The following is a 21,043-nucleotide window of genomic DNA, read 5'->3' as shown; positions in this document are numbered from 1 at the left end:
CCGGCCCGGCCCCGCCGGCGGCTCCGTCACCGACTTTGTTACCGACCGGTTGACCCCGGCCGTCTCCCGCCCTACCTTCCTCCATAGTCCAGAAAGGACTATCGCGTGTTCGCGTTCGGAGGGGGATCCGCCGTGGGGCGTCCGACAAGCACGAGAGCAGGAAGGGCGGCCGCCCTCGCGGTCACGGTGGTCTGCCTGACGTACGCGCCGATCGCGGTGACCGAACTCTGGCCGTACGCGAGCCCCGGGGCACCCGCCATCGGCGAGTGGCTCCTCGGCCGGTCCGTCTCCCCGGAGTTCGTGGCCGAGGCCGTGCGCGACCGGATCGGCCCGTACAGCCGGAGCCTGGCCCCGCTCATCGTGCACTCCGTCCTCGGCGGCCTGCTGATGCTGCTCGGCCCCGTGCAGCTGCTCTCGGCCGTACGGCGGCGCATCCGGCTGCACCGGATCGCCGGGACCGTCTTCGCCGTCGCCGTCTACGTGTCGATGGCCGGCGCCGCCCTCTACCTCGTCCGCACCCCGCCGGAGCAGGCCTTCAGCGGGGCCGCGTTCTGGATCGTCCTCGCCACGATCCTGGTCGGAACCGTGGGCAGCGTGACCCTCGGCGTCCTGGCCGCCATCCGCGGCCTCCCGGACCTGCACCAGCGCTGGATGCTGCTCTGCTACGGCTTCCTGATGACCGCTCCGCTGCTCCGCCTCGAATGGGGCTTCCTGCCCTCGCTCTACCCCGGGCTCTCGATCCAGGACATCAACCGCGTCGCGATCATGCACCTCGGTTCCCTCGTCTCCTTCGGCGCCCTGCTCGCCACCCGCGCGCTCGACCGGCGCACCACCGTCCCCGGCCTGGCCGGCAGCTGGTGCCCGGGACCGGTCCTGGTGGCCGCCCACCTCGCCGGAGCCGCCGGACTGGCCTGGATCACGGCCGCCTTCCTCGGCCAGGGGACGGGCGGACGCCGGCTGCTCCTCGCCTATGTCGTCCCGTACGCCGTGACGTACGGGGTCATCGCGGTGCGGGCGGCACGCGCGCGTGCGCGGGGCGCCGACTGGGCGCGCGAGGAGTGGCGACTGCACCTGGCGGCCCTCTGCCTGGCGCCCGCGTTCTCGGCGGTGGCCGCGCCCGTACTGGAGCGGACCATGGGCCTCGACCGGCTCACGGCCCTGATCGCCGGCGTGGGCATCGGCTGCGGCGTGCTCGCCTACGCGGCCGTCACCGTGGTGAGCCTGCGGGTGCTCTACGGTCGCGAACTCCTCAAGCGACAGGGGGCGTCGGCCGCCGGACGGGAGGCGGTGGTGACCGCCCCTGCCGGGGTGCCCGCCGCGGCTGCCTCGCGGGAAGGCGACCACTGATGGGTGCGGGTGCAGGTACGGGTGCCGGCACGGGTGCGGGCGCGGGCACGGGCACGGTCGACGGGAGGGAACTCTCGCCCGCCGTGGTGATCCTGAGCGGCGTGGTGGGCGGCATCAGTCTCACCGTCGGGGCGCTGCTCGCCGTCACGAGCCTCGCCGGATACACGGCGGGTGCCTGGGTGTCACCGGAGCCCCTCAGCCCCGGGCTTCTGGGGGCGGCGATGGCAGGGGTCGCGCCCGCGCTGTTCACCCTCGGCCGGGTCCGCGTCTGGGAGGAGGCGCGCAGCCTCGTCCTGCCGCTCGCGATCGTCCTCGTCGGCCTCTTCGCGGTGAGCCTGCTGAACGGCGGAGCCCTCCAGGCCGTCCACGGCGGCCCGCTGTTCCTCGCCCTCTTCAGCCTCGGCTGGGTCGTCACGCTCGGGCTGCTCGCGCTCGCCGCCGTCGTGTGCCTCGTCGCGCAGTACCGCAGGCCGGCCCCGCCGCCCCCGGCGGCCGAGCGCCCGCGCGCCGCCCCGCTGCCAGGCTGGTCGAAACCGCTCCTCGCGGTCCTCGGCTCCGGCTGGCTCGGCATCGGCGCGGGTCTCCTCACCTTCCCCGCCTTCTGGGGCCCGCTCGTGCCGTGGACGGTGAACCGCGCCGACGCGCAGGGCCTCGGAGTGTGGGCGCTCGCGCTCGGCGCCGGCGTCCTCGGCTCACTCGTCGAGGACGACCTGACCCGTATCCGCCCGGCCCTCACGGCCGTCCCGGCGGTGGCACTGGCCGTCGCCGTCCTGCTCGCCGTCCACGCCCGGTCCGTCGACTGGACGTCCGGCCCGGGCGTCTCGCTCCTCGCCCTCGTCGCCGGCCTGCTCGCGACCGGGGTCGCGGGCCGCTTCCTCCTGACCCGGGCCGATGCCCGCGGTCAGGCCGTGAACAGCGGATGATCGGCCGAAATGCCGTGGAGCCGCGGGGTCCTCGGGAGTGATGATGACGGGATGACCCAGCACACGCAGCCCGTGGACGCCCTGATCGTCGTGGACGTGCAGTCCGCCTTCGTCGTCGGTGACGGGGCCGTGCCCGCGGCCGACCTGATCGTCGAGCGGACGACGGACCTGATCGCCCGGGCGCGGCGGGACGGGGCGCTCGTCGTCCACCTCCAGAACGACGGGCCGCCCGGAGCGGAGGACGAGCCCCACACGCCGGGCTGGGAACTCCACCACCCCGTCCTGCCCGGCCCCCGGGAGCTGGTGATCCGCAAGCCCCGGGACGACGGCTTCCACGCGACCCCGCTGGGCGAGGTGCTCACCGGCGCCGAGGTCCGATCGGTCGCCGTATGCGGTGTGATGTCCGAGATGTGCGTGCAGGCGACGGCCCGTACGGCCCTGGACCGCGGCTACCGCGTCGTCGTGCCGTACGACGCCCATGCCACCCAGGACTGCCCGGCGGTACCGGGCGTCTGCGAGGCCGTCCCGGCCGCGACGGTCTCCCGCGTCGCGGCCTACGCCCTCGGGAGCGATGCGGAGGTCACCGTTCCAGCCGCCGAGGTCACCTTCGCGGCGGCTCCATCCGCTCCGTGAGATGGGATATTGCACAATCCTGCAATTCGTTCCATCCTGGTCCGGCCCCCACGCCCTCCCGCCGCCGCACCCGGCGCCACCGCCGAACGACAGGGAAGACGACGCGCATGACGATCGAATGGCGTTACACGGTCCAGCAGGAGCTGGGCGTGCTGTCCCTGGCCGGGTTCCTCGGCGCCGACGCGCTCGGGCGGTTCACCGGAGCCGTCGGCTGGGCGGTCGCGCGCGGCACGGGGCCCGTCGTCCTCGACCTCAGCCGGCTGCGCGGCTGGTCCACGGGCGGACAGCACGCCGTCACCGAGGCGGCCCACCGGCTCCGGGCCGCGGGCCGGAGCCTCGAACTCGCCGCGATCCCCTCCGACGGCTCCCTCGCCCCCGCGGGCGACGGCCCGGCGATCCCCGTCCACTGCGACCTCGACGCGGCGTTCGCCGCCCACCGCGGCGCGGGTGCCGAACAGCGTGCCTGGCGCAGCGACGCGTGGCCGAGCGAGTGAGCCGGGCCCGGCGTTCCGCACGGCCCGACTTCGGAGACCGGTAGGCCGCGCACCCCGGAAGACGCGAGGATGGGGGCATGGTGCACGGTGCTGGTTCGACGCGAGGCGCGGAGTGGGTGCGATGAGCGCGCCTCTCTACCAGTCGAAGGCGGAGTTCTTCAAGACACTGGGACACCCCGTCCGGATCCGCGTCCTGGAGCTGCTGGGCGAGCGTGAGCACGCGGTCGCCGAGATGCTGCGCGACACCGGAGTCGAAGCGGCGTACCTCTCCCAGCAGTTGGCCGTGCTGCGCCGTGCGAACCTCGTGGTCGCCCGGCGCGAGGGCGTGGCCGTCTACTACGCGCTGACCGGCCCGCGGGTCACGGAGCTCCTCCTGGTGGCCCGCTCGATCCTGACCGGCGACGCGGTCGCGGGGCAGGCAGTCACGCCCCCGGACCGGACCTCGGACCGGGCCGCCTCGGACCGGGCCCCGGACCGGACCTCGGACCGGACCTCGGACCGGACCTCGGACCGGGCCGCCTCGGACCGGGCTCCGGCTGGATTTACGCGAGGAGAGTGAAGCCTCCGGTGCGTCAGGGCGCCTCCGGGGTCCCCGTGGGACGAGCCAGGGTCAGCGTCAGGCGGGACGGGCCGTGGAACACCCAGTCGGGGGCGTACTCCGCCTCGATCCCCGGCCGGGCGCCCGAGGCGAGCGCGGGCAGGCGGTCGAGCAGGACGCCGATCCCGATCTCCGCCTCCGCCCGCGCGAGCGCCGCCCCCGCGCAGTAGTGGATGCCCAGGCCGAACGCGCAGTGGCGGCCGCTGCCCCGGTGGATGTCGAGGACGTCGGGGTCGGGGAAGCGGTCCGGGTCCCGGTGCGCCGAGCCCAGGACCAACTGCAGGCGGTCGCCGCGACGTACGGTCCGGCCCGCCAGCTCCACGTCCCGCTGAGCCCACCTCGTCACCATCTGCACGGGCGGGTCGTGTCGCAGGAACTCGTCCACGGCGTTCGGCAACAACCCGGGATCGGCACGGAGTTCGGCTCCCACGTCCGGACGCGCGAGCAGCGCGAGCACCGCCTTGCCGATCAGCCCCGTCGTCGTCTCGTGCCCGGCGGTCAGCAGATGCGTGCACGTCGCCGCCAGCTCCGAGCCGCTCAGCGACGGATCCTCCGCCCCGGCCCGGGCCAGCGCCGAGAGCAGGTCCCCGCGATCCTCGGTGCGCCGCGCCCCCAGCTCCCGGTGGAAGTACCCGTCCAGCTCCGCCGCCGCCCGCTCGGCCCCGTCCAGCGCGGTCTGCGTCCGGTCGCCCCGCGTCCCGCCCGCCTGCTGGAGCGCCAGCGCCTGCGCACGGAACCACGGCCACCGCTCGGCCTCCACCCCGAGCAGCCCGCCGATGACCAGCAGCGGATAGGGGGCCGCGAACCCCTCGACGAGCTCCACCACCGGCCGCCGCGCGAGCGGCGCGACGAGCTCCTCCGCGATCTCCCGTACGCGCGGACGCAGCGCCGCCACGGCGGCGGCCCCGAGTGGCGGCGTCACCCGGGCGCGCAACCGCGTGTGCCGGGGCGGGTCGAGGAAGACGAGCCAGTTCTCGACGACCCGCCGCAGCGTGACGTACCCGTCCGGGACCGGCGCCGCCCGCGCCGTCAGCGGGGAGGACCGGCCGAAGCCCCGGCCCGCCAGGACGTGCGCCACCTCCGCGTGACCGAAGAGGTACCAGGTCGTGGGCGCCGCGCGGCCATGCGCGTCCCGCCCGCCCCGCACGGCGTGCACCGGGTCCGTCTCGCGGTAGCGCCGGTAGACGGGGTAGGGGTCGGCGAGGTCGAGCCGAGCCGGGTCGAAGGGCTCCGGGGCGTTCCCCGCCGCCGGCCCGGGCCCGCTCATCCGCCGGCCCCGCGCACCAGATCGGCGATCCGCAGCGGATCGGCCGGCGGGACGACCCCGCGCCACGCCACGTGTCCGTCCGGCCGCACCAGCACGAGGGGCCGCTCGTACCGCCGCGCCACCCGGGGGTCGTGACAGTGCCGTACGCGGAGCGGGACCCGGCGGTCGGCGAAGGCGCGGACGAGACCGTCGGGAGAGACCTCCGCGGCACCGGTGCGGCCGCTCGTCCCCGCTCCGATTCCGCCTCCCGCGTCGAAGCGGAGCAGGACGAACTCCCCGCCGTACAGGTCGAGCGTCGACCGGCCGGGCCCGAGCCACGCGTGGGGTGCCCGGACCCCGGGCAGCGTCGTGCGGTTCCAGACCGGCCCGTCCGCCCCGTCCCTCCCGCTCGCCCCGTCGTCCTCGTCCGCCGCGGATCCGGTTCCCTCCTCCTCGACCACGATCGCCGTCGACGCGTACCGGTGCGCGAAGTGCAGGTCCGGTGCGTGGAACTCCCTGAGCGGATCCGACTCCGCGATCTCCCGGGCCAGTTCGGCGCGTGCCCGCTCCCCGTCCTCCGTCGCGTCGCACAGCGCGGCGGAGAGCCGTCGGTCGACGGTCCGCCGCAGATTGCGGTGGCTCTCCTCCAGGCTGCCGACGGCGACCGGCCGCCTTTCGCTCTCGTACGTGTCGAGCAGCCCGGAGCCTGCCCAGCCCGCCAGCTCAGCCGCCAGCTTCCACCCGAGGTCGGCCGCGTCGCCCACGCCCGTCGCGAGTCCGAAGCCGCCCGACGGCGACAGCGTGTGCGCCGCGTCCCCGGCCAGGAAGACCCGTCCGTCGCGGTACACCGACGCCACCCGGTGCGTCAGGTGCCAGGTGGTGTCCGAGAGCACCTCCACCGGCACGTCCGGCGCGATCGCCCGCCGCACGACGCGCTCGGCCCCGGCGGGCCCGGCGGGACACGTCAGGCGGTACAACTCCCTTCCGTCCATGGAACGCAGCGGATAACGCAGCCCGCCCGGCTCCGTGACGAAGTGGACGAGCGCCGCGCGCGGGCCGAGCGCGGCGCCGAGTCCGGGGCTGCGGAAGAGGATGTTGCGCAGGGTGCGGGTGCGGTGCCGCTCGGGCGCGGCGATCCCGCAGGCCTTGCGCACCGGGGAGGAGGCCCCGTCGCAGCCCACCAGGTACCGGGCGTGCATCGTCGTCCGCATCCCCGCCCCGTCCACGAGCGCCGCGCTGACCCGGTCGGGCTTCGGGGCGAGCGCGACCAGCCGCGTGCCGAGCCGGACCGGTCCCGCCGGCCGGACCCCCAGGTGCGCGGTGAGCAGGGGGGCCAGCCAGTGCTGCGGGCAGATCGACTCGGGTTCCGGCGTGTACGAGGGAGGGGGCCGCTCACCGGCCGTGCCGAGCCGCAGCCGGTGCAGCTCGTACCCGCCGACGGCGGTGACCCACGCGATGTCGAGGGTGTGGTCCGACGGCCAGCCCGCGCCCCGGATCGCGTCCGCGACGCCCCAGCGCCGGAAGGCCTCCATGGCGCGCGGGCCGACGGTGGAGACCCTCGGATGGGTGACCGGCCCGTCCCCGGCCTCCACCAGGACGAAGTCCACGCCCCGGTGGGTGAGGTCGAGGGCGAGAGCGAGTCCGACGGGCCCGCCGCCCACGATCAGTACCTCGGTCTCCTCGACCGCGGGCCGGCCCGCCGCCGGAGGCGCCCCCGTACTCCCGCGCGTGCTCTCGCCGCCGCCCGCGCTCCTGCTCGTGCCGCTGCTTTCCGCCACGATGTCAGCTCCTGCCTTCCCGCGCGAAGCGCTCCGCGTACCAGGTCATCAGCTCCGGCACCCTGTCCGGCACGCCCTCGCACTCCCGGGCCATGGCCGCGAGATGCCGGAAGCGCATCGCGAACCCGCGCCGGGCCACGTCGGGGCGCGCGATGCACACGGGCGGCTCCTCCAGCTCGAAGGAGGGGCCGGCCGTCCGCCCCCGCCATCCCGACTCCAGCGGCATCAGCTGCTCGGCCAGCGGGCGCATCATCCCCGTCATCACGTCGATGGCGGCGTTCATCAGGTGCGAGCGGCGCAGGCTCGCGTCCGGGCTCTCCCCGAAGTGCTGCACGATCAGCTGGAGCATCATGAAGTAGCAGCGGTTGAAGAGCCGCATCACCTGCCGCGCGTGCGGATCGCTCACCGCCGCCCGCCCGGGGTGTCCGGGGTCGAGCGTCGGATTGCGCAGCGACGGGTAGGCCGGGTGCCACGGCGCTCCTTCGCCCTGCGGACCGTCGGCGCGCTCCGTCATCAGCAGCTCGGCGAGGCGCACGAACGTCTCGTGATGGGACTTGGAGCCGGCCTTCTCCGTGTCGAGGACCCCGCCCTCGCCCTGCTCCGTCACGAAATCGACGGCGAAGAGCGCGCTCGACAGGTCGTCCACCTCCAACTGGTAGTCCGGATGGACGGAGTTGACCGTGTCGCCGATGAAGAGGTGGTGCTCGCCCCCGCCGCGCCCCCGGTCCACCGGGAACAGGTCGGGGACGCGGGTCAGGCCCTCCCGGATGCCCGCGTACAGCTCGCTCGGCGAGCCGAACGGCCCGGGCCCGCCGATCACCCCGGTTCCCCCGATCGCCCCGGCCCCGTCCGTGGCCCCGGCCCCGTCCGTCGCCCCGGTGCCACCCGCGAGCCGCTCGGGCCGCTCGATGGCGATGAACCGCTGGAGGCTGCCCAGGTGCAGCGGTTCGAGCGCGAAGTCCAGGGGCAGCGGAAGCCTGCCCGGAGTGCCGAAGTCGATCTCCGGCACGTGGAACGGCTCGCCCATCGCCATCAGGATGTTGTTGACGACCAGGAAGTGCATCATCTCCTCCCGGGCCACGTCGAAGAGGCTGTCCCGGACGCCCTTGGCCAGGGTCTCCCCGCCGTCCCCGCAGGCCAGCCGCAGCTGACGCGGGGTCCACACGCCGCTGCGGACGTACTCGAACCCGGTGCCGTGCGTGGGCACCGAGTACCCCGCGTAGAGGTACTGGAGCGAGGTGGCGAGCTCCACCGTGACGGCCTGCCAGAGCGCCGACCGCAGCTGGGCCCGGGTGGTGATCTGCGGATGGGAACGGACCGGTGACGGGACGGCGGCCGGGGGCACGGCGGCCGCCGTGCTCTGCGCTCGCAGGTACTTCAGGAGCAGCCGCGCCTTGGGCAGGGACAGGTCGCGGGTCGGCGGCATGTAGTACGTCCGGTCCTTGTTCGCGGGATCGCACATCTGCCAGATGAGCTTCGCGTACGTCTCCACCTTGCAGCGGTCGGCCAGGCTGAACACCTCGTCGCGCATGAACGGGAACAGCTGCTCGTAGTACGCGAACACCTCGCGGTGCAGGAGCTCGAAGGTCACGTCCTGCTGGAGGACCGCGTCCAGGTGCCAGTCGTCGGGCAGGACGCGCACGGCGGCGGAGCCCGCCCAGGGCCAGAAGTCGAGGGCGTCCTCGTGGTCGTAGCAGGCCTCGGCGGAGCCCGAGGTCTCCGGGTCGTACGGCGGCAGCTCCCCGGGACCGGCCGCGAGCAGCAGCCGTGCCGTGCCGGCGCGTGCGCCGGAGACGGTGAACCAGCCCCGCCCGAGCGCGTCGGTGGCGAAGCCGCACGAGGAGACCGGCGCGGAGCCGTCGGGCTTCTCGCCCGCGGTGCGACCGGCCCGGAGCCGGACGATCTCGACGTCCCCACAGCGGGCCGTCGCGGCCGAGGCCACCGGATCCAGCGGGAGCGCGCGGGGGTTGGGGAACTGCCGGACGACGACCTCGTCGAGCGCGGCCGGAACACCCCGCAGGAAGGTCCGCACCGGAACCTCGACCGCGTACTCGTCGCCGCGCTCCGGATCGGGATGCTCCAGGATCAGGCAGGCCTCGTCGGTGAGGACGACGGCCTCGCGCTCCCTCAGCAGCACCGTGCGCCCGTCCCACTCGCCCAGCCCGTCCCCGTCCCCGTCGTCCGTCGCGGCGCGCACCAGGGTGAGACCTTCCTCCGCGGCCCGTCGCACCCCCTCCGCCGACACGGCCGGCACGGTCATCACCCGGCCTCCCTCGGCCGCTCCGGCCGGCAGGACGGCGACCGGCAGGTCCGAGCGGGCGGTCCGCAGCTCAAGGGCCGGGCCCCCGCCCCGACCTACCGCGCCAGTGGCGTCGAGGCCTTGTGCGAAGGGCCAGTTGAACGCCACCGCGTCCGGGGAGACCCGCACGGTGCACGGCCCCGGACCTCCGCCGGTGCGGCCATCCGTCCCGGACGGGACGAGCAGGCGCCCCGCCGGGTGCGTGCGGGGCTCGTCGGGCCGCCAGGGCGCGACGGTGCCCCGCAGCCGCCACACACCGGGTGCGTCCCCGGACCCAGGGCCGTCCGTCCGTACGCCCTCAGGAGACGGGGCCGGTGCGGCCGGGCGTTCCAGGGTGAACTGGACCACGATCCCGCCGCCTTCGCACTTCTCCACGGCGGCCCGCAGCGCGCGGACCGCGGGGGAGTCCACCGCCCCGGCCGGCCAGTCGAGCCCCTCGCCGGCGGCGATCGCGAACTGGTGGAGCGTCCGGCACACCGGCGCGAAGCCGTGCCACCGGGGCGGCATGAACCCGGTCACGTCTCCGACGCACAGGTAGCCCGCGTCGTGCGAGCGACCCTCCCGGCCGAAGGCGAACCGACCGCCCATCAGAGTCGTCGTCCAGGCGGAGGCGGGATCGACGTCGAAGACCCGCGACCGGTTCACCGTCGTGCCCAGGTACGGGTTGTAGTGGCCCCACAGGTCGACGGACCGCCCGACGACCGGATCGGCCGTCCCGACCGTCCCGTCCGCCCGCTCCACCCCGGTCACGCGGGCGTCAAGGACCAGGTGGCCGTTCCCGGAGAAGTGCCCGCCGCGCGCGCCGTGCTCCGCCAGGTGCGCGTGGTAGGCCTCGGCGGGCCCGTCCTCCCCGAACGGGCCCACCGCCGAGGGCCGTTCGCCCCTGCCCGCCGCACCCGCACCCCGGAGGGCGGTGTTGCGCGCCAGGTCCACGAGTCCCCCGCGCGGCCCCGTGGGCAGCCGGGTCACGGCGGTGCCGCCGAAGTACAGCCGGGGCAGGTCGAACACGCTCATGCCGCCTCCAGCCCGGCCCGCTGCACCACGCCCCGGCCCGGCGCGTGGTCCGCGATGAGGTCCACGGCCTCGAGTGCCGACTCGACCGCCCCCTCGATCCACGCGGGCTCGGTCGCGCAGTGCTCACCGGCGAAGAACATCCGTCGCTGCGGCCGCACAGCCCGCCTGCGCTGGTCCTCACAGGCGGCGGGGTCCTGCCCCCAGCGGATGGTGCAGCCGCCCTCCGTCCACGGATCCTCTCCCCACGCGACGCTCGCTACGCCCCGCACCATCCCGCGCCGCAGCAGCTGCGGATGCATCCGGCCCAGCTCCTCGACGACCGTCCGGTGCCGCAGAGGCGCCGGCATCCGGCCGAGGTGGTCGGCGTCCTCGCCGATCGTGTAGCTGGCGAGGAGGGCCGCGCCCTGGGCCGAATCCGTGGCCGCGGCCGCCACGGTCCCGCCGGCCTCCTCGGCGGCCGGCGGATAGTACGTCTGCCGGATGCGGCCCCCGCTGAAGGAGGCGCCGCCCCGGATTCCCTCGCGCTCCCAGAACGGCTCCCGGCAGTGCACCGCGACCTTCGTCGCCGGGCAGTAGTCGACCTCCCCGACGACCGCGAGCTTGTCCTCGTCGAAGCCGGTCAGCGTGAGGCCCCGCAGCACCGAGAACGGCACGGTGCACAGGACGTAGTCGCAGCGCCGTACGCCCGCACCCGGCCCGCGCCCGATCCGTACGAGGACGTGGTCGGCGGCCACCTCGAAGCCGGACACGCGCTGCCCGAACCAGATGGGGCCGCGCACACGGGCGGCGAGCCGCTGCACCAGCTGGTCCATGCCGCAGGCCAGCCGCACCAGTTCGGGACTGGTCTCGGTGAGGATGTCGTCGAGGAAGCCGTTCAGCCGGGTGCCGCAGCCGGCCCGGATCCCCGGGTGAGCGGCGAACAGGCCGTGCACGTCGACCCGGTCCTTGGCGCTGCCGAGGAGGTGCGGGGTCACGTCGACGTCCTCGACGAGGTCGAGGAGCCTGCGGGCGAGATCGGCGCGCAGCCCCGCCCGCAGGGCCGGCGGGGCCACCGCGTCGACCACGGCCGCGAGCCACGCACCGAACACCACGGTCTCCTCGCGGTAGTCGGAGCCCGGCAGCGAGGCGCGGACGTCGGCGATCAGCGCGCCCGGCGCGTCCCGCAGCCGGACGTGACCGGTGCTGGTCGCGAGGAAGGCGTTCTCCTCGGACAGGAGGGTCGTGAAAGGGCGGACCTGGTCGGCGAGGCCGAGGCGCTCGACGTACCGCATCGTGCGGTGGTGCGCGGTCGGGATGCGCATGGCGCCGAGCTCCACGAACGGGGCACCCTCGGACGGACCGAAGCGGTGCGTGTGGACGCGGCCTCCCAGTCTGCGACTGCCCTCGATGATCTCGACGCGGAAGCCGAGCCGCTCCAGCTCGTACGCGGCGACCAGACCGGCCATCCCCGCGCCCACGACGCTGACCGTGCTGTTGGCGCGGGTGCGGCGGCGGGCACGGGGCAGGAGCGCCGGGACGCGACCGGGCCGGGTGGCGGCGGTGGGTTCCGGCGCGGCGCCGGCGCCGGTCTGTGGCGTGGTGGCGGGCTGCGTCACGGCGGTGGCCTGCGTGACGGTTGCGGTCTGCATGACGGTCCGACTCCCCCTCGAATCGATGCGGATCAACGCGGATCAACGCGGATCAGTGCGGATCAGTGCGGGTGGTGTGGTTGCTACGAGTCGTGCGGATGGTGTGAGTCGTGCGGGTGGTGTTCCTGGGATGGCCGGACCGGTGTCCGTGCCCCTGCGGCGAGCGCCGCGAGATAGGAGCGGAGCAGGGCGGTACGGGTCAGCGGGGCGACCAGGCCGACGTATCCGTCGGGCCGGACGAGCCGCAGGTCGTCGGGGTGCCCGAGCCGTCTCGCCTCGGAGGCGTCCCAGGGCGTCACCGGGAGGACGCGGACCGGGGCCGGGAACCCCTCGCAGGCCTCCCGCAGGGCGTCGAGGACCCCGGCGCCGGCCCGGGCGGCGTGCAGGACCAGCGTCCACCGCTCGTACCCGAGAAGGGTGTGCAACCGGACGGCGGCGGCGCCTTGGGCGTCGGCCCCGGCGGCGAGGGCGACGTCCGGCATCCGGTCGCCCGCGCGCGGACCGGCGGGGCGCCGGCGGCCGGGCCGGTGCCGGGACAGCGCGCTGTCCCGGTGGCTCCGGCCCAGGTCGCTCAGCCGCAGGTCCAGCCGGCGCTGGACGCCGCGCCGGGCGAGGGTCGCGGGCACGGTGGCCGTGAACGCCCGGTAGCCGAGCGGCGGGAGCGGCAGCTCCATGAAGTTGAACCGCATCTCGCGGATGTACCGCACGGCCAGGAGCCGTTGCTCGTCGCTGTAGGTGTCGAGGAGCGGCTCGCCCGCCTGCCCGTGGTGCACGGCGGCCAGCTTCCAGGCGAGGTTGTGGGCGCCGAGGATGCCGACGTTCATGCCGTGCCCGCCGACCGGCGCCCAGGCGTGCGCCGCGTCCCCGGCGAGCAGCCCGCGCCCCGAGCGGAGCCGGGCGGCGACCCGGTCACTGAAGCGGGCCCGGTTGAGCCACAGGTGCTCGGTGGGCTCCAGGCGCAGTTCGGGCATCAGGGCCGTCTCCGCGACCAGGTCCCGGAGTTCGCCGATGGTGGGCGCGGCGGTCAGTGTGGGGTCGGGGTCGTCGCGGAAGCAGAAGAACCGGAAGCCCCCGCCGGGCAGCGGGAAGACGAGCAGGGAGCGGTGCGGGGCCAGGAAGATGTGGCCCCGGCCCGGATCCTGGCCCAGCCGCCAGGCCGGACGGGCGTTGCCCTGGACGACCTGGAGGCCCGTGCGGCGGCGCCCCTCGAAGGGGATGCCCAGCCGGTCCCTGACCACGCCGGCGGTGCCCTCGCAGCCGACGATCCACGGGGCGACCGCGGACTCCACCGTGCCGTCCTCGTGGCGCAGGGTGAACTCGGCCCGGTCGTCGTGGACCTTGACGTCCGTCAGCTCCGTGTTCCACTCCACCCGGGTGCCGAGCCGGGCCAGCTCCTCCGAGAGGAGGCGCTCGATGTCGTGCTGCTCGATGTTGAGCGGCCGGGCGTGCGCCGATCGCGCCCAGCCGGTGGTGAGTTCGCCGAGGGCCCGGTCGCGGGCGTGGACGGTCACCGACTCCAGCTCCACCCCGTGGCGCCGGAGCGTCTCGCCGACGCCCAGGGCGTCGAGCGCCTCCCTGGCCCGCGCCCACAGCACCAGGGCCCGCGCCTCGCGCTTGGTCGAGGGCGCCTTGTCGACGATCCGGACGCGGATCCCGAGGCGGCGCAGGCCGATGGCGAGGGTGAGCCCGACCGGGCCCGCCCCGACCACGCACACGTCCACGCACACGTCCACGTCCACGTCTCCGCCGTCCGTCGGCGCCACGCCTCCGTCGCCTGTGTCCAACCGGGCCACCCCCGCTCTCCGCTCGCCGTTCCCGGTGTTCAGCGTGCTTGCGGAAGATCACCGTCAACAGGGCGTGCACAGGGGCGCGGGGATCACTGCCACCAGGGAGGATGACGACCTGTGCATCGCCTGGTCCGTTTGAGGGACGAAGAGTGGAATCAAGCCGCACGCGAAGATCCACCGCCGTGGCCCGCCTGCGCGAAGCGTCGGCCCCTGGCCGGATCGTGCCCTTCGGACTCCCTTCCTCCGCTACCGAGTTGACAGAGGAACGCCACGTCGAACGGGAACCGGGCGCGCGACCCGCGCTCCTCGGCGCAGACGCCTGGCAAGTTCTGGACAGCCCGTACGGGAACTCTCTCCGCCCCCGGCCCGCCGGTGTCCGTCACTCCGCCGACGCGCGCCTCGAAGTCCCTCGCCCGCGGCCGACAGCCGGCCTCGGGACCTCCGGCCGACGGGCCTGTCGGTGACGTGCCGTACAACTGAGAGCGGGGAAAAGAGCACGACCGTACGACGGCACGACCGCACGACCGCACGACCGCACGAGGGGGACTGTACGTGGACACTTTCGCGGACCGGGGGTGCGCCGACCGAGCGCCCCTCGTCGGGCGAGCCCGGGAACTGGACCGGCTGGACGGGCTGCTGGGCTGCCGCGGAGAGGGCGTGGGCCCGGTGGCCGTGGATGTCACGGGCGAGCCCGGCATCGGCAAGACCCGGCTGATGACCGAGTTCGCGGTACGGGCCAGGGGCCGTGGAGCCACCGTCCTGCGCGGCAGGGCCGGGGGTGCCGAAGGGGACGGCGGCGCTCCCTTCCAGGCTTTCCTGGACGCGTTCGCGGACCTCGACCGCGAGAAGCGGACCGCCGTCCCGGCCCTGGCCGAGCTGGCCCGGCTCGTCGAAGGGGCGAGCGGCCCGGACGCGGCGGCCGGGCCGCGGGGGCACGGCGAATCCGTACGGCGGATCGGCGCCGCGCTGGGGTGTGTTCCGGCGCCCGGGCTCGTTCTTCTTCTTGACGACCTCCACCGGGCGGACCCGCCGACCGTGGCCCTCCTCGACCACCTCCTGCGCCACCCGCCGCACGCTCCCGTCCTGGTCGTCACGGCGCGCCGCGAGCGCCAGACCCCGCCCGCCGTCGCCTCCGCCCTCGCCCGGGCGGCCGACTCCGGCGCCCTCGCGCGGCTGGACCTCGGCCCGCTGGAGCCGGACGACTGCGCCGGGGGCCTCGCCTCCGAGGTGCCGCCCGAGGAGGTCCCCGAGCTCTACGCGGCCAGCGGCGGCAACCCCCTCTACTTCCGGGCCCTCGCCCACACCCGGCACCGGCGCGGCGAGGCCCCCGGCGCCGGGCCGGTGGCGGTCCTCCTCGACGAACTGTCGGCGCTCGGCCCGCTGGAGCGGGCGGTCGTCGAGGCGGCGGCCGTACTCGGCGGCCGTGTCACCTCCGAACTGGTCACGGCCGTCGCCACCGACAGGCGAAGCGGCGAGCCCGGCGACGGCCGGGAAGAGGTCGACGCCGCCCTGCGCGCGCTGTCCGCCCGCGATCTCGTCCGGCCCGAGCAGGACTGCCGGACACTCGGCCCCCGCCACCCGGCCGTCCCGGAACTGGTTCGCGGCGCCCTCGATCCGTGGCGCCGCCGCGAGCTGCACCGGCGGGCGGCGGCCGCACTCGCCCTTGCCGGCGCGCCCGCGACCGCCCGGGCCCCGCACCTCGTCGGCGCCGCGGCCGGTCCGGACCCCGAGACGGCGGCCGTGCTCGTGGAGGCCGCCGAGCGGACGGGAAGCGTCGACCCCGGGCGCGCCGCCCACTGGCTGGCGGCCGCCCTCGACCACCTCCCCGACACCCCCGGACACCTCGCGGACCGACACGAGCTGACGCTCCGGCGTGCCCATGCCCTCGGCGCTGCGGGACGCGTCGCCGAGAGCCGCGACGTCCTCCATCGCCTCATCGACACGTGCCGCCCCGACCCGGCCCGCGCCGAAGATCCCGAGGGCAGGCAGAGGAACGAGCACACGGCCGGGATCCGGACCTCCGCCGTCCTCCTCTGCGCGTTCATGGAGCGGCACCTCGGCCGCTATCCCGAGGCCGACGCGCTGCTCCGCCGTGAACTGGCGCGCAGCCCCGGGCCCAGGGACGGCCTGCGGACCGGACTCGTCGTCGAGTGGGGAGCCCGGGCACTCTTCGCCACCCGCTACCCCGAGGTACGCGAGGAGGTCGCCCGGGCTCTCGACGAGGCGCGCCGCCGCCGGGACGAGGCCGCCACGGCGGAGGCGCTCACCCTCTCCGCGCTCGGCGAGGCGTACGAGGGCGAGACCGTCACCGCCCGCGCCCGCGCGAAGGAGGCCGCGGCCCTCACCGACACCTTCACGGACGGCGAACTGGCCGAGCACGTCGAGTCGCTGGTGCGCCTGGGCTGGGCCGAGGCCTTCCTGGAGGAGTACGGAGCGGCCGAGCGCCACACCGCGCGGGGCATCGCCGTCGCCCGCCGCACCGGACGGCCCTTCGCGCTCTCCCAGCTCCTCCTCTGTTCGGCGTACGTCCACTTCCTCACGGGCCGGGTCGGCGCCGCCCTCGGCCTGGCCGAGGAGTCCCTGACCGTCGCCCGCCCCCTGGGCGGCGCCGAACTCCTCGGCTTCAGCCGGGCGATCCGCGCCACCGTCCTGCTCCACGCCCTGCCCCTCGGCGACCCCGAGGGGCTGGCCGCCGCGGAGGAGGCCGCGGCCACCGTGGGCACCGCCCAGGGCTGGTGGGCCACGCAGGCCCGCTGCATGCTCGCCCACAGCGTCCCCCTCGGCCAGGACCCGCACCGGGTGCGGGGGGCGCTCCTGCGGGCGGGCGGCGACCGGGACCTGTCCCGCCTCCAGCCCTCCCTGCGACCGGGCTATCTCGAACTCCTCGCCGGGGCGGCCCTCGCGGCCGGAGACCTCCCGGAGGCCGAGCGCGTGGCCCGGCGGGCCCTCGCGGAGGCCGCCCGGCTCGGGCTCTCCGTCCAGCGCGGGGCCGCGCAGCGCGCGTGGGGGCGGGTGCTCGCCCACCGCGGCGAATCGGCCGCGGCGGCCGAGGCGTTCACCGAGGCCGCGCGGGAGTGCGCCCGCGCGGGGGCCGGACTGCGCGAGGCCCACAGCCTGCTCCTCGCCGCCCCGCACGTACGGGCCGCGGGCGACGGGGCCCGGGCCGCCGCGCTCTGGCGCAGAGGCCGCCGCCTGGCCGCCGACGGCGGCGCCCGGATGCTGGTCGACCTGGCCGACCGGACGAGACCGGAGCCTCCGGAAGGAGGCGCCCCCGACGGCCGGCTCTCCGTGCTCACCCCGCGCGAGCGCGAGATTTCGGTCCTCGTGGCCGAAGGCCTGACCAACCAGGCGGTGGCCGACCGGCTCTCCCTGAGCCCCCGCACGGTCGAGAGCCATGTCGCCAGGGTCTACCGCAAGACGGGTGTGGAGACCCGGGCGGGCCTCGCCTCCCTGGTCGTCAGGACCGGGGTGGGCGGAGGTCAGTTCTCGCGCGGATAGGTGGAGGTCACACGGCCCTTCCGGTCGGCCTTGAGGTAGCCGACGCCGTACGTGTCCGAGAGGTAGACGCTGATGCCCGGGTCGCTCCCGAGGAGCGTCGAGCCGGGGTTGAGGACGAGGTACCGGCTGGTGGGCCGTTCGACGCCGAGTTCCTTGTCGGCCCGCTTCAGGAGCGCGGGCAGGGCGTCCCAGTCGAAGGTGTCCAGGTCGGTCGGGACCGTGCCGGGAAACGCGGTGCCGCCGGGGCCCTGACGGACCGCCACGTCCTCGCCGCGGTAGACGTACCGGTCGTAGCGCTTCGTGCTGCCCTTGACCAGGGACTCGGCCACGGCGTAGTCCGGGTAGACGACGAAGCCGGTGACCTTCGCGCCGTCCGTGGCCGCGTGCACCGCGGCGACGGCGGCCCTGATCCCGGCCGGCGTGAGCAGGTTCCGTTCCTTCGGGGGCGCCGAGGTCTTCTCCGGAGCCGCCGAGGAAGGGTCGGGGCGCTGTGCTGCCGGGCCCTGCTGCGAGGGCGTGGCGCCGCTCGGGCCGCTGCCCGTCTCGCCGGGCCGCCAGTCCCAGAACGTGGCGCCGACGGGGATCCCGACGGCGAGGACCACGACCAGGGCCCCGCCGAGGAACCGGCCGGTGCGACCCCGCCGGCGCCCGCCCCCGGCTGGCGCCGCCGAGGTGACCGGCTCCACCCCGCCCACCACGTGGGCGGCCGACGACGCTTCGGGCGCGGACGTCTTGTCCGGCACGAAGGTCGAGGGAGGCACGGCATCCGAAGGAGAAACAGGAGGTACGGAATCCGGTACGGATACGGACGGCGGCGCGAGGCGGAACGAGGTCGGGGACACCTCCCCGGCGATCCTCTCCCCAGGGATTGCCTCCCCGGCGATCCCCTCCCCGGCGATTCCCTCCCCCGGGATTCCCTCCGCACCGGCCGCGGCGGCGGCCAGGGCGCGCTCGAGTTCCGCCGTGTCCGGACGGGCGGACGGATCCCGCAGCAGCAGCCGGCTCAGGATGCCGCCGAGCTCACCCGCCCGGACGGGCGGTGGCACGTCGTCGGAGAGCACGGCCGCCAGCGTCGCCAGGGTGTTCTCGCGGCGCATCGGGTGGTGGCCCTCCACCGCCACGTACAGCAGCATGCCCAGCGACCACAGGTCGGCGGCGGGGCCGCTCGAACCGCCCCGGATCCGCTCGGGCGCCATGTAGTCGGGCGAGCCGATGATCGAACCCGAGGCCGTGAGGACGGTGGACTCGCGGATCGCGGCGATGCCGAAGTCGGTGAGGACCGGCCGCCCGTCCGGCCGCAGCAGGACGTTGGCGGGCTTCACGTCACGGTGCTCGATGTCCCGTTCGTGCGCCGCCTTCAGGGCGTCGAGCAGACGGTGTCCGAGCACGGCGGCCTCGGCGGGCGTCATCGGGCCCCGGTCGAGGCGGTCCTGGAGCGAGCCGCCGGTGACCAGCTCCATCACGAGCCAGGGGTACGTTCCCTCGCCCGCGTCCACGATGTGGTGGATCGTCACCACGCCCGGATGGTCGATCCGGGCCAGCGCCCTGGCCTCGCGGAGCACCCGTGCCCGCAGCGTCCGGGCGCCCTCGACGTCGTACTCGGCCATCGCCGGGTCCGGAGGGCGCACCTCCTTGAGGGCCACGTCACGGTGGAGAGCCAGGTCACGGGCGCGCCAGACGGTCCCCATGCCGCCACCACCCAGCCGCTCCACGAGCTCGAAGCGGCCGTCGATCACTCTGCTCACACGCACCCCTGTATTCGGGTTCTCGGTGCGGTGCCCGCCGATGGGCGGCCTCCGCACACGTCGCCGTACACGTTCACCTGATAGTGCCCTGACATCTCGTACGGATCCGGCGGCGACCACGGACCGGGACACGGACCGAGGCCGGGACACGTACCGGGACACGTACCGGGACACGTGTCGGGGTCGGTGGCAGCGGGGTCGATGGCCCCCGGGTCGGCGGCACCGGGGGCGAGGAGGTCCGTCAGTTCCTCGCGGATCAGCACGAGTTCGGCGCCCAGCCGGTCGCGCTCCGCCGGCTCCGGAGTGCCGCGCAGGCCGCGCTGGGCCTCCCGGAGGGCCTCCTCCAGAACCACTTCGGCCCTGGCGGCGCCCCAGGCCGTCCGGACGTGCCGGGCCCGCGCGCGCAGGGAACGGGCCGCCGCGCCGTGGTCGCGGGCGGAACGCCACAGGTCGGCGGCGCGCTCGTAGGCCCGCGCCGCCTTCTCCGGCGCCCCGGACGCGCCCAGGGCGTGCGCGGCACGGTGGCTCAGGGCCGCGCCGTGGTGGAGGTCGGCCCGGAGCCGGGCCTCGGCCGCCGCGAGCGCGTACTGCCGTGCGGCCCGTACGGGTTCGCCCCGGCGCAGCGCGCAGAAGGCGAGCCAGGCCCTGGCCCGTAGGCGGGCCGCCTCGTCCCCTTTCCGCGCCGGACCGGCCAGGACCTCCTCCAGGGCCGTGGCGGCCTCCTGCCACCGCCCCTGCGCCGCGTGGGCGGAGCCGAGCCGCAGCCGGGCGAGGACGCCCAGGAGAGGGTCCTCGCCGGAGCCGTCGGACAGTCGGACGGCCTCGGTGAGCAGCGCCACCACCTCCTCGCTGCCCGGGGAGCCGGAACCGTCGGACCTCGCGTGCCGGCCGAAGGGGGCCGGCCCCTCGCCCCCCTCCAGCGTCCGCGCGAGCGCGAGCCGGAGACGGGCCCCTTCGGTGGCCCGGAGCAGGGCGTTCCCCTCGCCGGAGCCGACGGCGGTACGCAGCACGGCCGCCGCCTCCGCCCGCGCCCCGGTGGCCCGGAGCACCCCGGCGAGCAGTAGCTCGGTCTCCGTCGGCGGCCAGGCCCGACCCGAGGCGGCGTGGTCCGCGAGGGCCGCCCGCAGGTGGGCGAGGGCCGCGCCCGGGTCCTCGGGCGCGCTGACCCGCCCGAGGAGCGCGCGGCAGTCGGCGAGGGAACCGAGGACGGCGGGGTCCGCGCGGTAGGGCGCGGCGAAGGCGACGAGCCGTACGAGCTCCTCGCGCAGGGCGGCGGCCGCCGCCGCCGGGTCGGACGTGGTGTCGAGGAGGTCGGCGCGGGCCCGGGAGCGCAGCAGGAGCACCGTCGCGGTCTGGGCGACGGTGGCACGGCCGGCCGCGTGCAGGGCGGCGGCCCGCTCACAGAGCTCCGCGAGCCCGGCGCAGGCGGACGCGCCCGGTTCCGGGCCCGTGGCGAGGGCCCGGGCCCGTGAGATCAGCGCCTTGCCGAGCAGACCGGACCGTTCGTGCAGGTCGGCGGCGCGCGAGAAGAGGGTCTCGGCGGCGGGCCGCGCTCCGCCCCGGCAGTCGAGGGCGGTCGCGTCCAGCGCGTCGGCGTGGTCCCCGGGCGTGATGCCCCCGCCGACCCGCCGCAGGGCCGTCGCGGCCCGCTCCCAGGCTCCGCCCGCCGCCGGGTGTCCGCCGGCCGCGGAGAGCCTCCGGGCCCGGTCGAGGAGGGTGTGCGGATCCTCCGGCCCGCCGCCGGGCCCCCGGTCGTACGGAGGACGCGCGTCGGACGGGGGGCTGGTCATGCGGGGTACTCCGGGAGCGGGAAGGGCGGAACGGCGGCGCACGTGGAGGCGCGTACAGGGAGGTCACGACGACTCTGGCAGACGGCCGCCCGCCGGCACATCCGTAGAACTACGGAAGAACGGCCCGACACCACCCCCTGGCCCACGCCCCCGCCTTCCCCGCCCCCGCTTTCGGCACCGGCCGCCTCCCTCCCGGAGCGCGGCCCCCGCCTTCGGCACCGGCCGCCTCCCTCCCGGAGCGCGGCCGGAAATCGGACGGACGC

At 75.7% G+C, this 21,043-nt stretch carries 13 protein-coding genes; 6 read left to right on the top strand and 7 right to left on the bottom strand.

Annotated elements, in window-relative coordinates; all coding sequences use genetic code 11:
• The first annotated feature begins 132 nt into the window (after positions 1-132).
• From IE124_RS19565 to IE124_RS19545, 5 genes are all read left to right on the top strand, one after another.
• A complete protein-coding gene (locus IE124_RS19565) occupies positions 133-1,347 on the top strand; it encodes a DUF2306 domain-containing protein (protein WP_189509100.1) in 1,215 nt (404 codons plus the stop codon).
• Positions 1,347-2,270 (top strand): hypothetical protein, encoded by a 924-nt coding sequence (locus IE124_RS19560; protein WP_189509099.1) that lies wholly within the window; start codon positions 1,347-1,349, stop codon positions 2,268-2,270. Before IE124_RS19565 ends, IE124_RS19560 begins: the two co-directional genes overlap by 1 nt.
• A 51-nt stretch (positions 2,271-2,321) precedes the next feature.
• The gene (locus IE124_RS19555) at positions 2,322-2,903 is read left to right on the top strand and encodes an isochorismatase family protein (RefSeq protein WP_189509098.1); all 582 of its coding nucleotides are present in this window, start codon (positions 2,322-2,324) and stop codon (positions 2,901-2,903) included.
• Between the two features lie 107 nt (positions 2,904-3,010).
• Positions 3,011-3,397 carry an STAS domain-containing protein gene (locus tag IE124_RS19550; RefSeq protein ID WP_189509097.1) on the top strand — a complete coding sequence of 129 codons (387 nt, stop codon included), beginning with the start codon at positions 3,011-3,013 and terminating at the stop codon, positions 3,395-3,397.
• A gap of 121 nt (positions 3,398-3,518) precedes the next feature.
• On the top strand, positions 3,519-3,956 hold the full coding sequence (locus IE124_RS19545) for an ArsR/SmtB family transcription factor (protein WP_189509096.1): 438 nt from the start codon (positions 3,519-3,521) through the stop codon (positions 3,954-3,956).
• Positions 3,957-3,969: 13 nt separating this feature from the next.
• On the opposite strand, the gene IE124_RS19540 is transcribed toward IE124_RS19545, so the two are convergent.
• The 5 genes from IE124_RS19540 to IE124_RS35390 all read right to left on the bottom strand — a co-directional run bounded on the left by IE124_RS19540 (position 3,970) and on the right by IE124_RS35390 (position 13,744).
• A complete protein-coding gene (locus IE124_RS19540; RefSeq protein ID WP_189509095.1) occupies positions 3,970-5,262 on the bottom strand; it encodes a cytochrome P450 in 1,293 nt (430 codons plus the stop codon).
• The gene (locus tag IE124_RS19535; RefSeq protein WP_268246742.1) at positions 5,259-7,019 is read right to left on the bottom strand and encodes an FAD-dependent monooxygenase; all 1,761 of its coding nucleotides are present in this window, start codon (positions 7,017-7,019) and stop codon (positions 5,259-5,261) included. The genes IE124_RS19540 and IE124_RS19535 overlap by 4 nt, the downstream gene beginning before the upstream one ends.
• A 4-nt stretch (positions 7,020-7,023) precedes the next feature.
• Positions 7,024-10,332 carry a ferritin-like domain-containing protein gene (locus tag IE124_RS19530; RefSeq protein WP_189509094.1) on the bottom strand — a complete coding sequence of 1,103 codons (3,309 nt, stop codon included), beginning with the start codon at positions 10,330-10,332 and terminating at the stop codon, positions 7,024-7,026.
• Positions 10,329-11,960 carry a flavin monoamine oxidase family protein gene (locus IE124_RS19525; RefSeq protein ID WP_229832599.1) on the bottom strand — a complete coding sequence of 544 codons (1,632 nt, stop codon included), beginning with the start codon at positions 11,958-11,960 and terminating at the stop codon, positions 10,329-10,331. The genes IE124_RS19530 and IE124_RS19525 overlap by 4 nt, the downstream gene beginning before the upstream one ends.
• 83 nt (positions 11,961-12,043) lie before the next feature.
• Positions 12,044-13,744 (bottom strand): FAD-dependent monooxygenase, encoded by a 1,701-nt coding sequence (locus tag IE124_RS35390; protein ID WP_189509093.1) that lies wholly within the window; start codon positions 13,742-13,744, stop codon positions 12,044-12,046.
• A gap of 555 nt (positions 13,745-14,299) precedes the next feature.
• Between IE124_RS35390 and IE124_RS19515 the strand changes: the two genes are divergently transcribed.
• On the top strand, positions 14,300-17,245 hold the full coding sequence (locus IE124_RS19515; protein WP_189509092.1) for an AAA family ATPase: 2,946 nt from the start codon (positions 14,300-14,302) through the stop codon (positions 17,243-17,245).
• Here IE124_RS19515 and IE124_RS19510 read toward each other — a convergent pair.
• Together IE124_RS19510 and IE124_RS19505 are read right to left on the bottom strand one after the other, a co-directional pair.
• Positions 17,227-18,933 carry a serine/threonine-protein kinase gene (locus IE124_RS19510; RefSeq protein ID WP_229832621.1) on the bottom strand — a complete coding sequence of 569 codons (1,707 nt, stop codon included), beginning with the start codon at positions 18,931-18,933 and terminating at the stop codon, positions 17,227-17,229. The two genes, IE124_RS19515 and IE124_RS19510, sit on opposite strands and share 19 nt — an antisense overlap.
• A 53-nt stretch (positions 18,934-18,986) precedes the next feature.
• On the bottom strand, positions 18,987-20,780 hold the full coding sequence (locus tag IE124_RS19505; protein WP_189509090.1) for a hypothetical protein: 1,794 nt from the start codon (positions 20,778-20,780) through the stop codon (positions 18,987-18,989).
• Positions 20,781-21,043 lie beyond the last annotated feature (263 nt).

Origin of the sequence: Streptomyces narbonensis (genome assembly GCF_014649015.1) — a bacterium.
GTDB classification, from domain to species: Bacteria; Actinomycetota; Actinomycetes; order Streptomycetales; family Streptomycetaceae; genus Streptomyces; species Streptomyces narbonensis.
This window is presented reverse-complemented; position numbering and strand designations above follow the sequence as displayed.

Excerpts from the sequence above, each read along its gene's own strand:
- IE124_RS19550 (WP_189509097.1), top strand. The coding sequence starts at position 3,011 with ATGACGATCGAATGGCGTTACACGGTCCAGCAGGAGCTGGGCGTGCTG.
- IE124_RS19525 (WP_229832599.1), bottom strand. The coding sequence starts at position 11,960 with ATGCAGACCGCAACCGTCACGCAGGCCACCGCCGTGACGCAGCCCGCC.
- IE124_RS19530 (WP_189509094.1), bottom strand. The coding sequence starts at position 10,332 with ATGAGCGTGTTCGACCTGCCCCGGCTGTACTTCGGCGGCACCGCCGTG.
- IE124_RS19560 (WP_189509099.1), top strand. The coding sequence starts at position 1,347 with ATGGGTGCGGGTGCAGGTACGGGTGCCGGCACGGGTGCGGGCGCGGGC.
- IE124_RS19505 (WP_189509090.1), bottom strand. The coding sequence starts at position 20,780 with ATGACCAGCCCCCCGTCCGACGCGCGTCCTCCGTACGACCGGGGGCCC.
- IE124_RS19510 (WP_229832621.1), bottom strand. The coding sequence starts at position 18,933 with ATGGGGACCGTCTGGCGCGCCCGTGACCTGGCTCTCCACCGTGACGTG.
- IE124_RS19555 (WP_189509098.1), top strand. The coding sequence starts at position 2,322 with ATGACCCAGCACACGCAGCCCGTGGACGCCCTGATCGTCGTGGACGTG.
- IE124_RS19540 (WP_189509095.1), bottom strand. The coding sequence starts at position 5,262 with ATGAGCGGGCCCGGGCCGGCGGCGGGGAACGCCCCGGAGCCCTTCGAC.
- IE124_RS19545 (WP_189509096.1), top strand. The coding sequence starts at position 3,519 with ATGAGCGCGCCTCTCTACCAGTCGAAGGCGGAGTTCTTCAAGACACTG.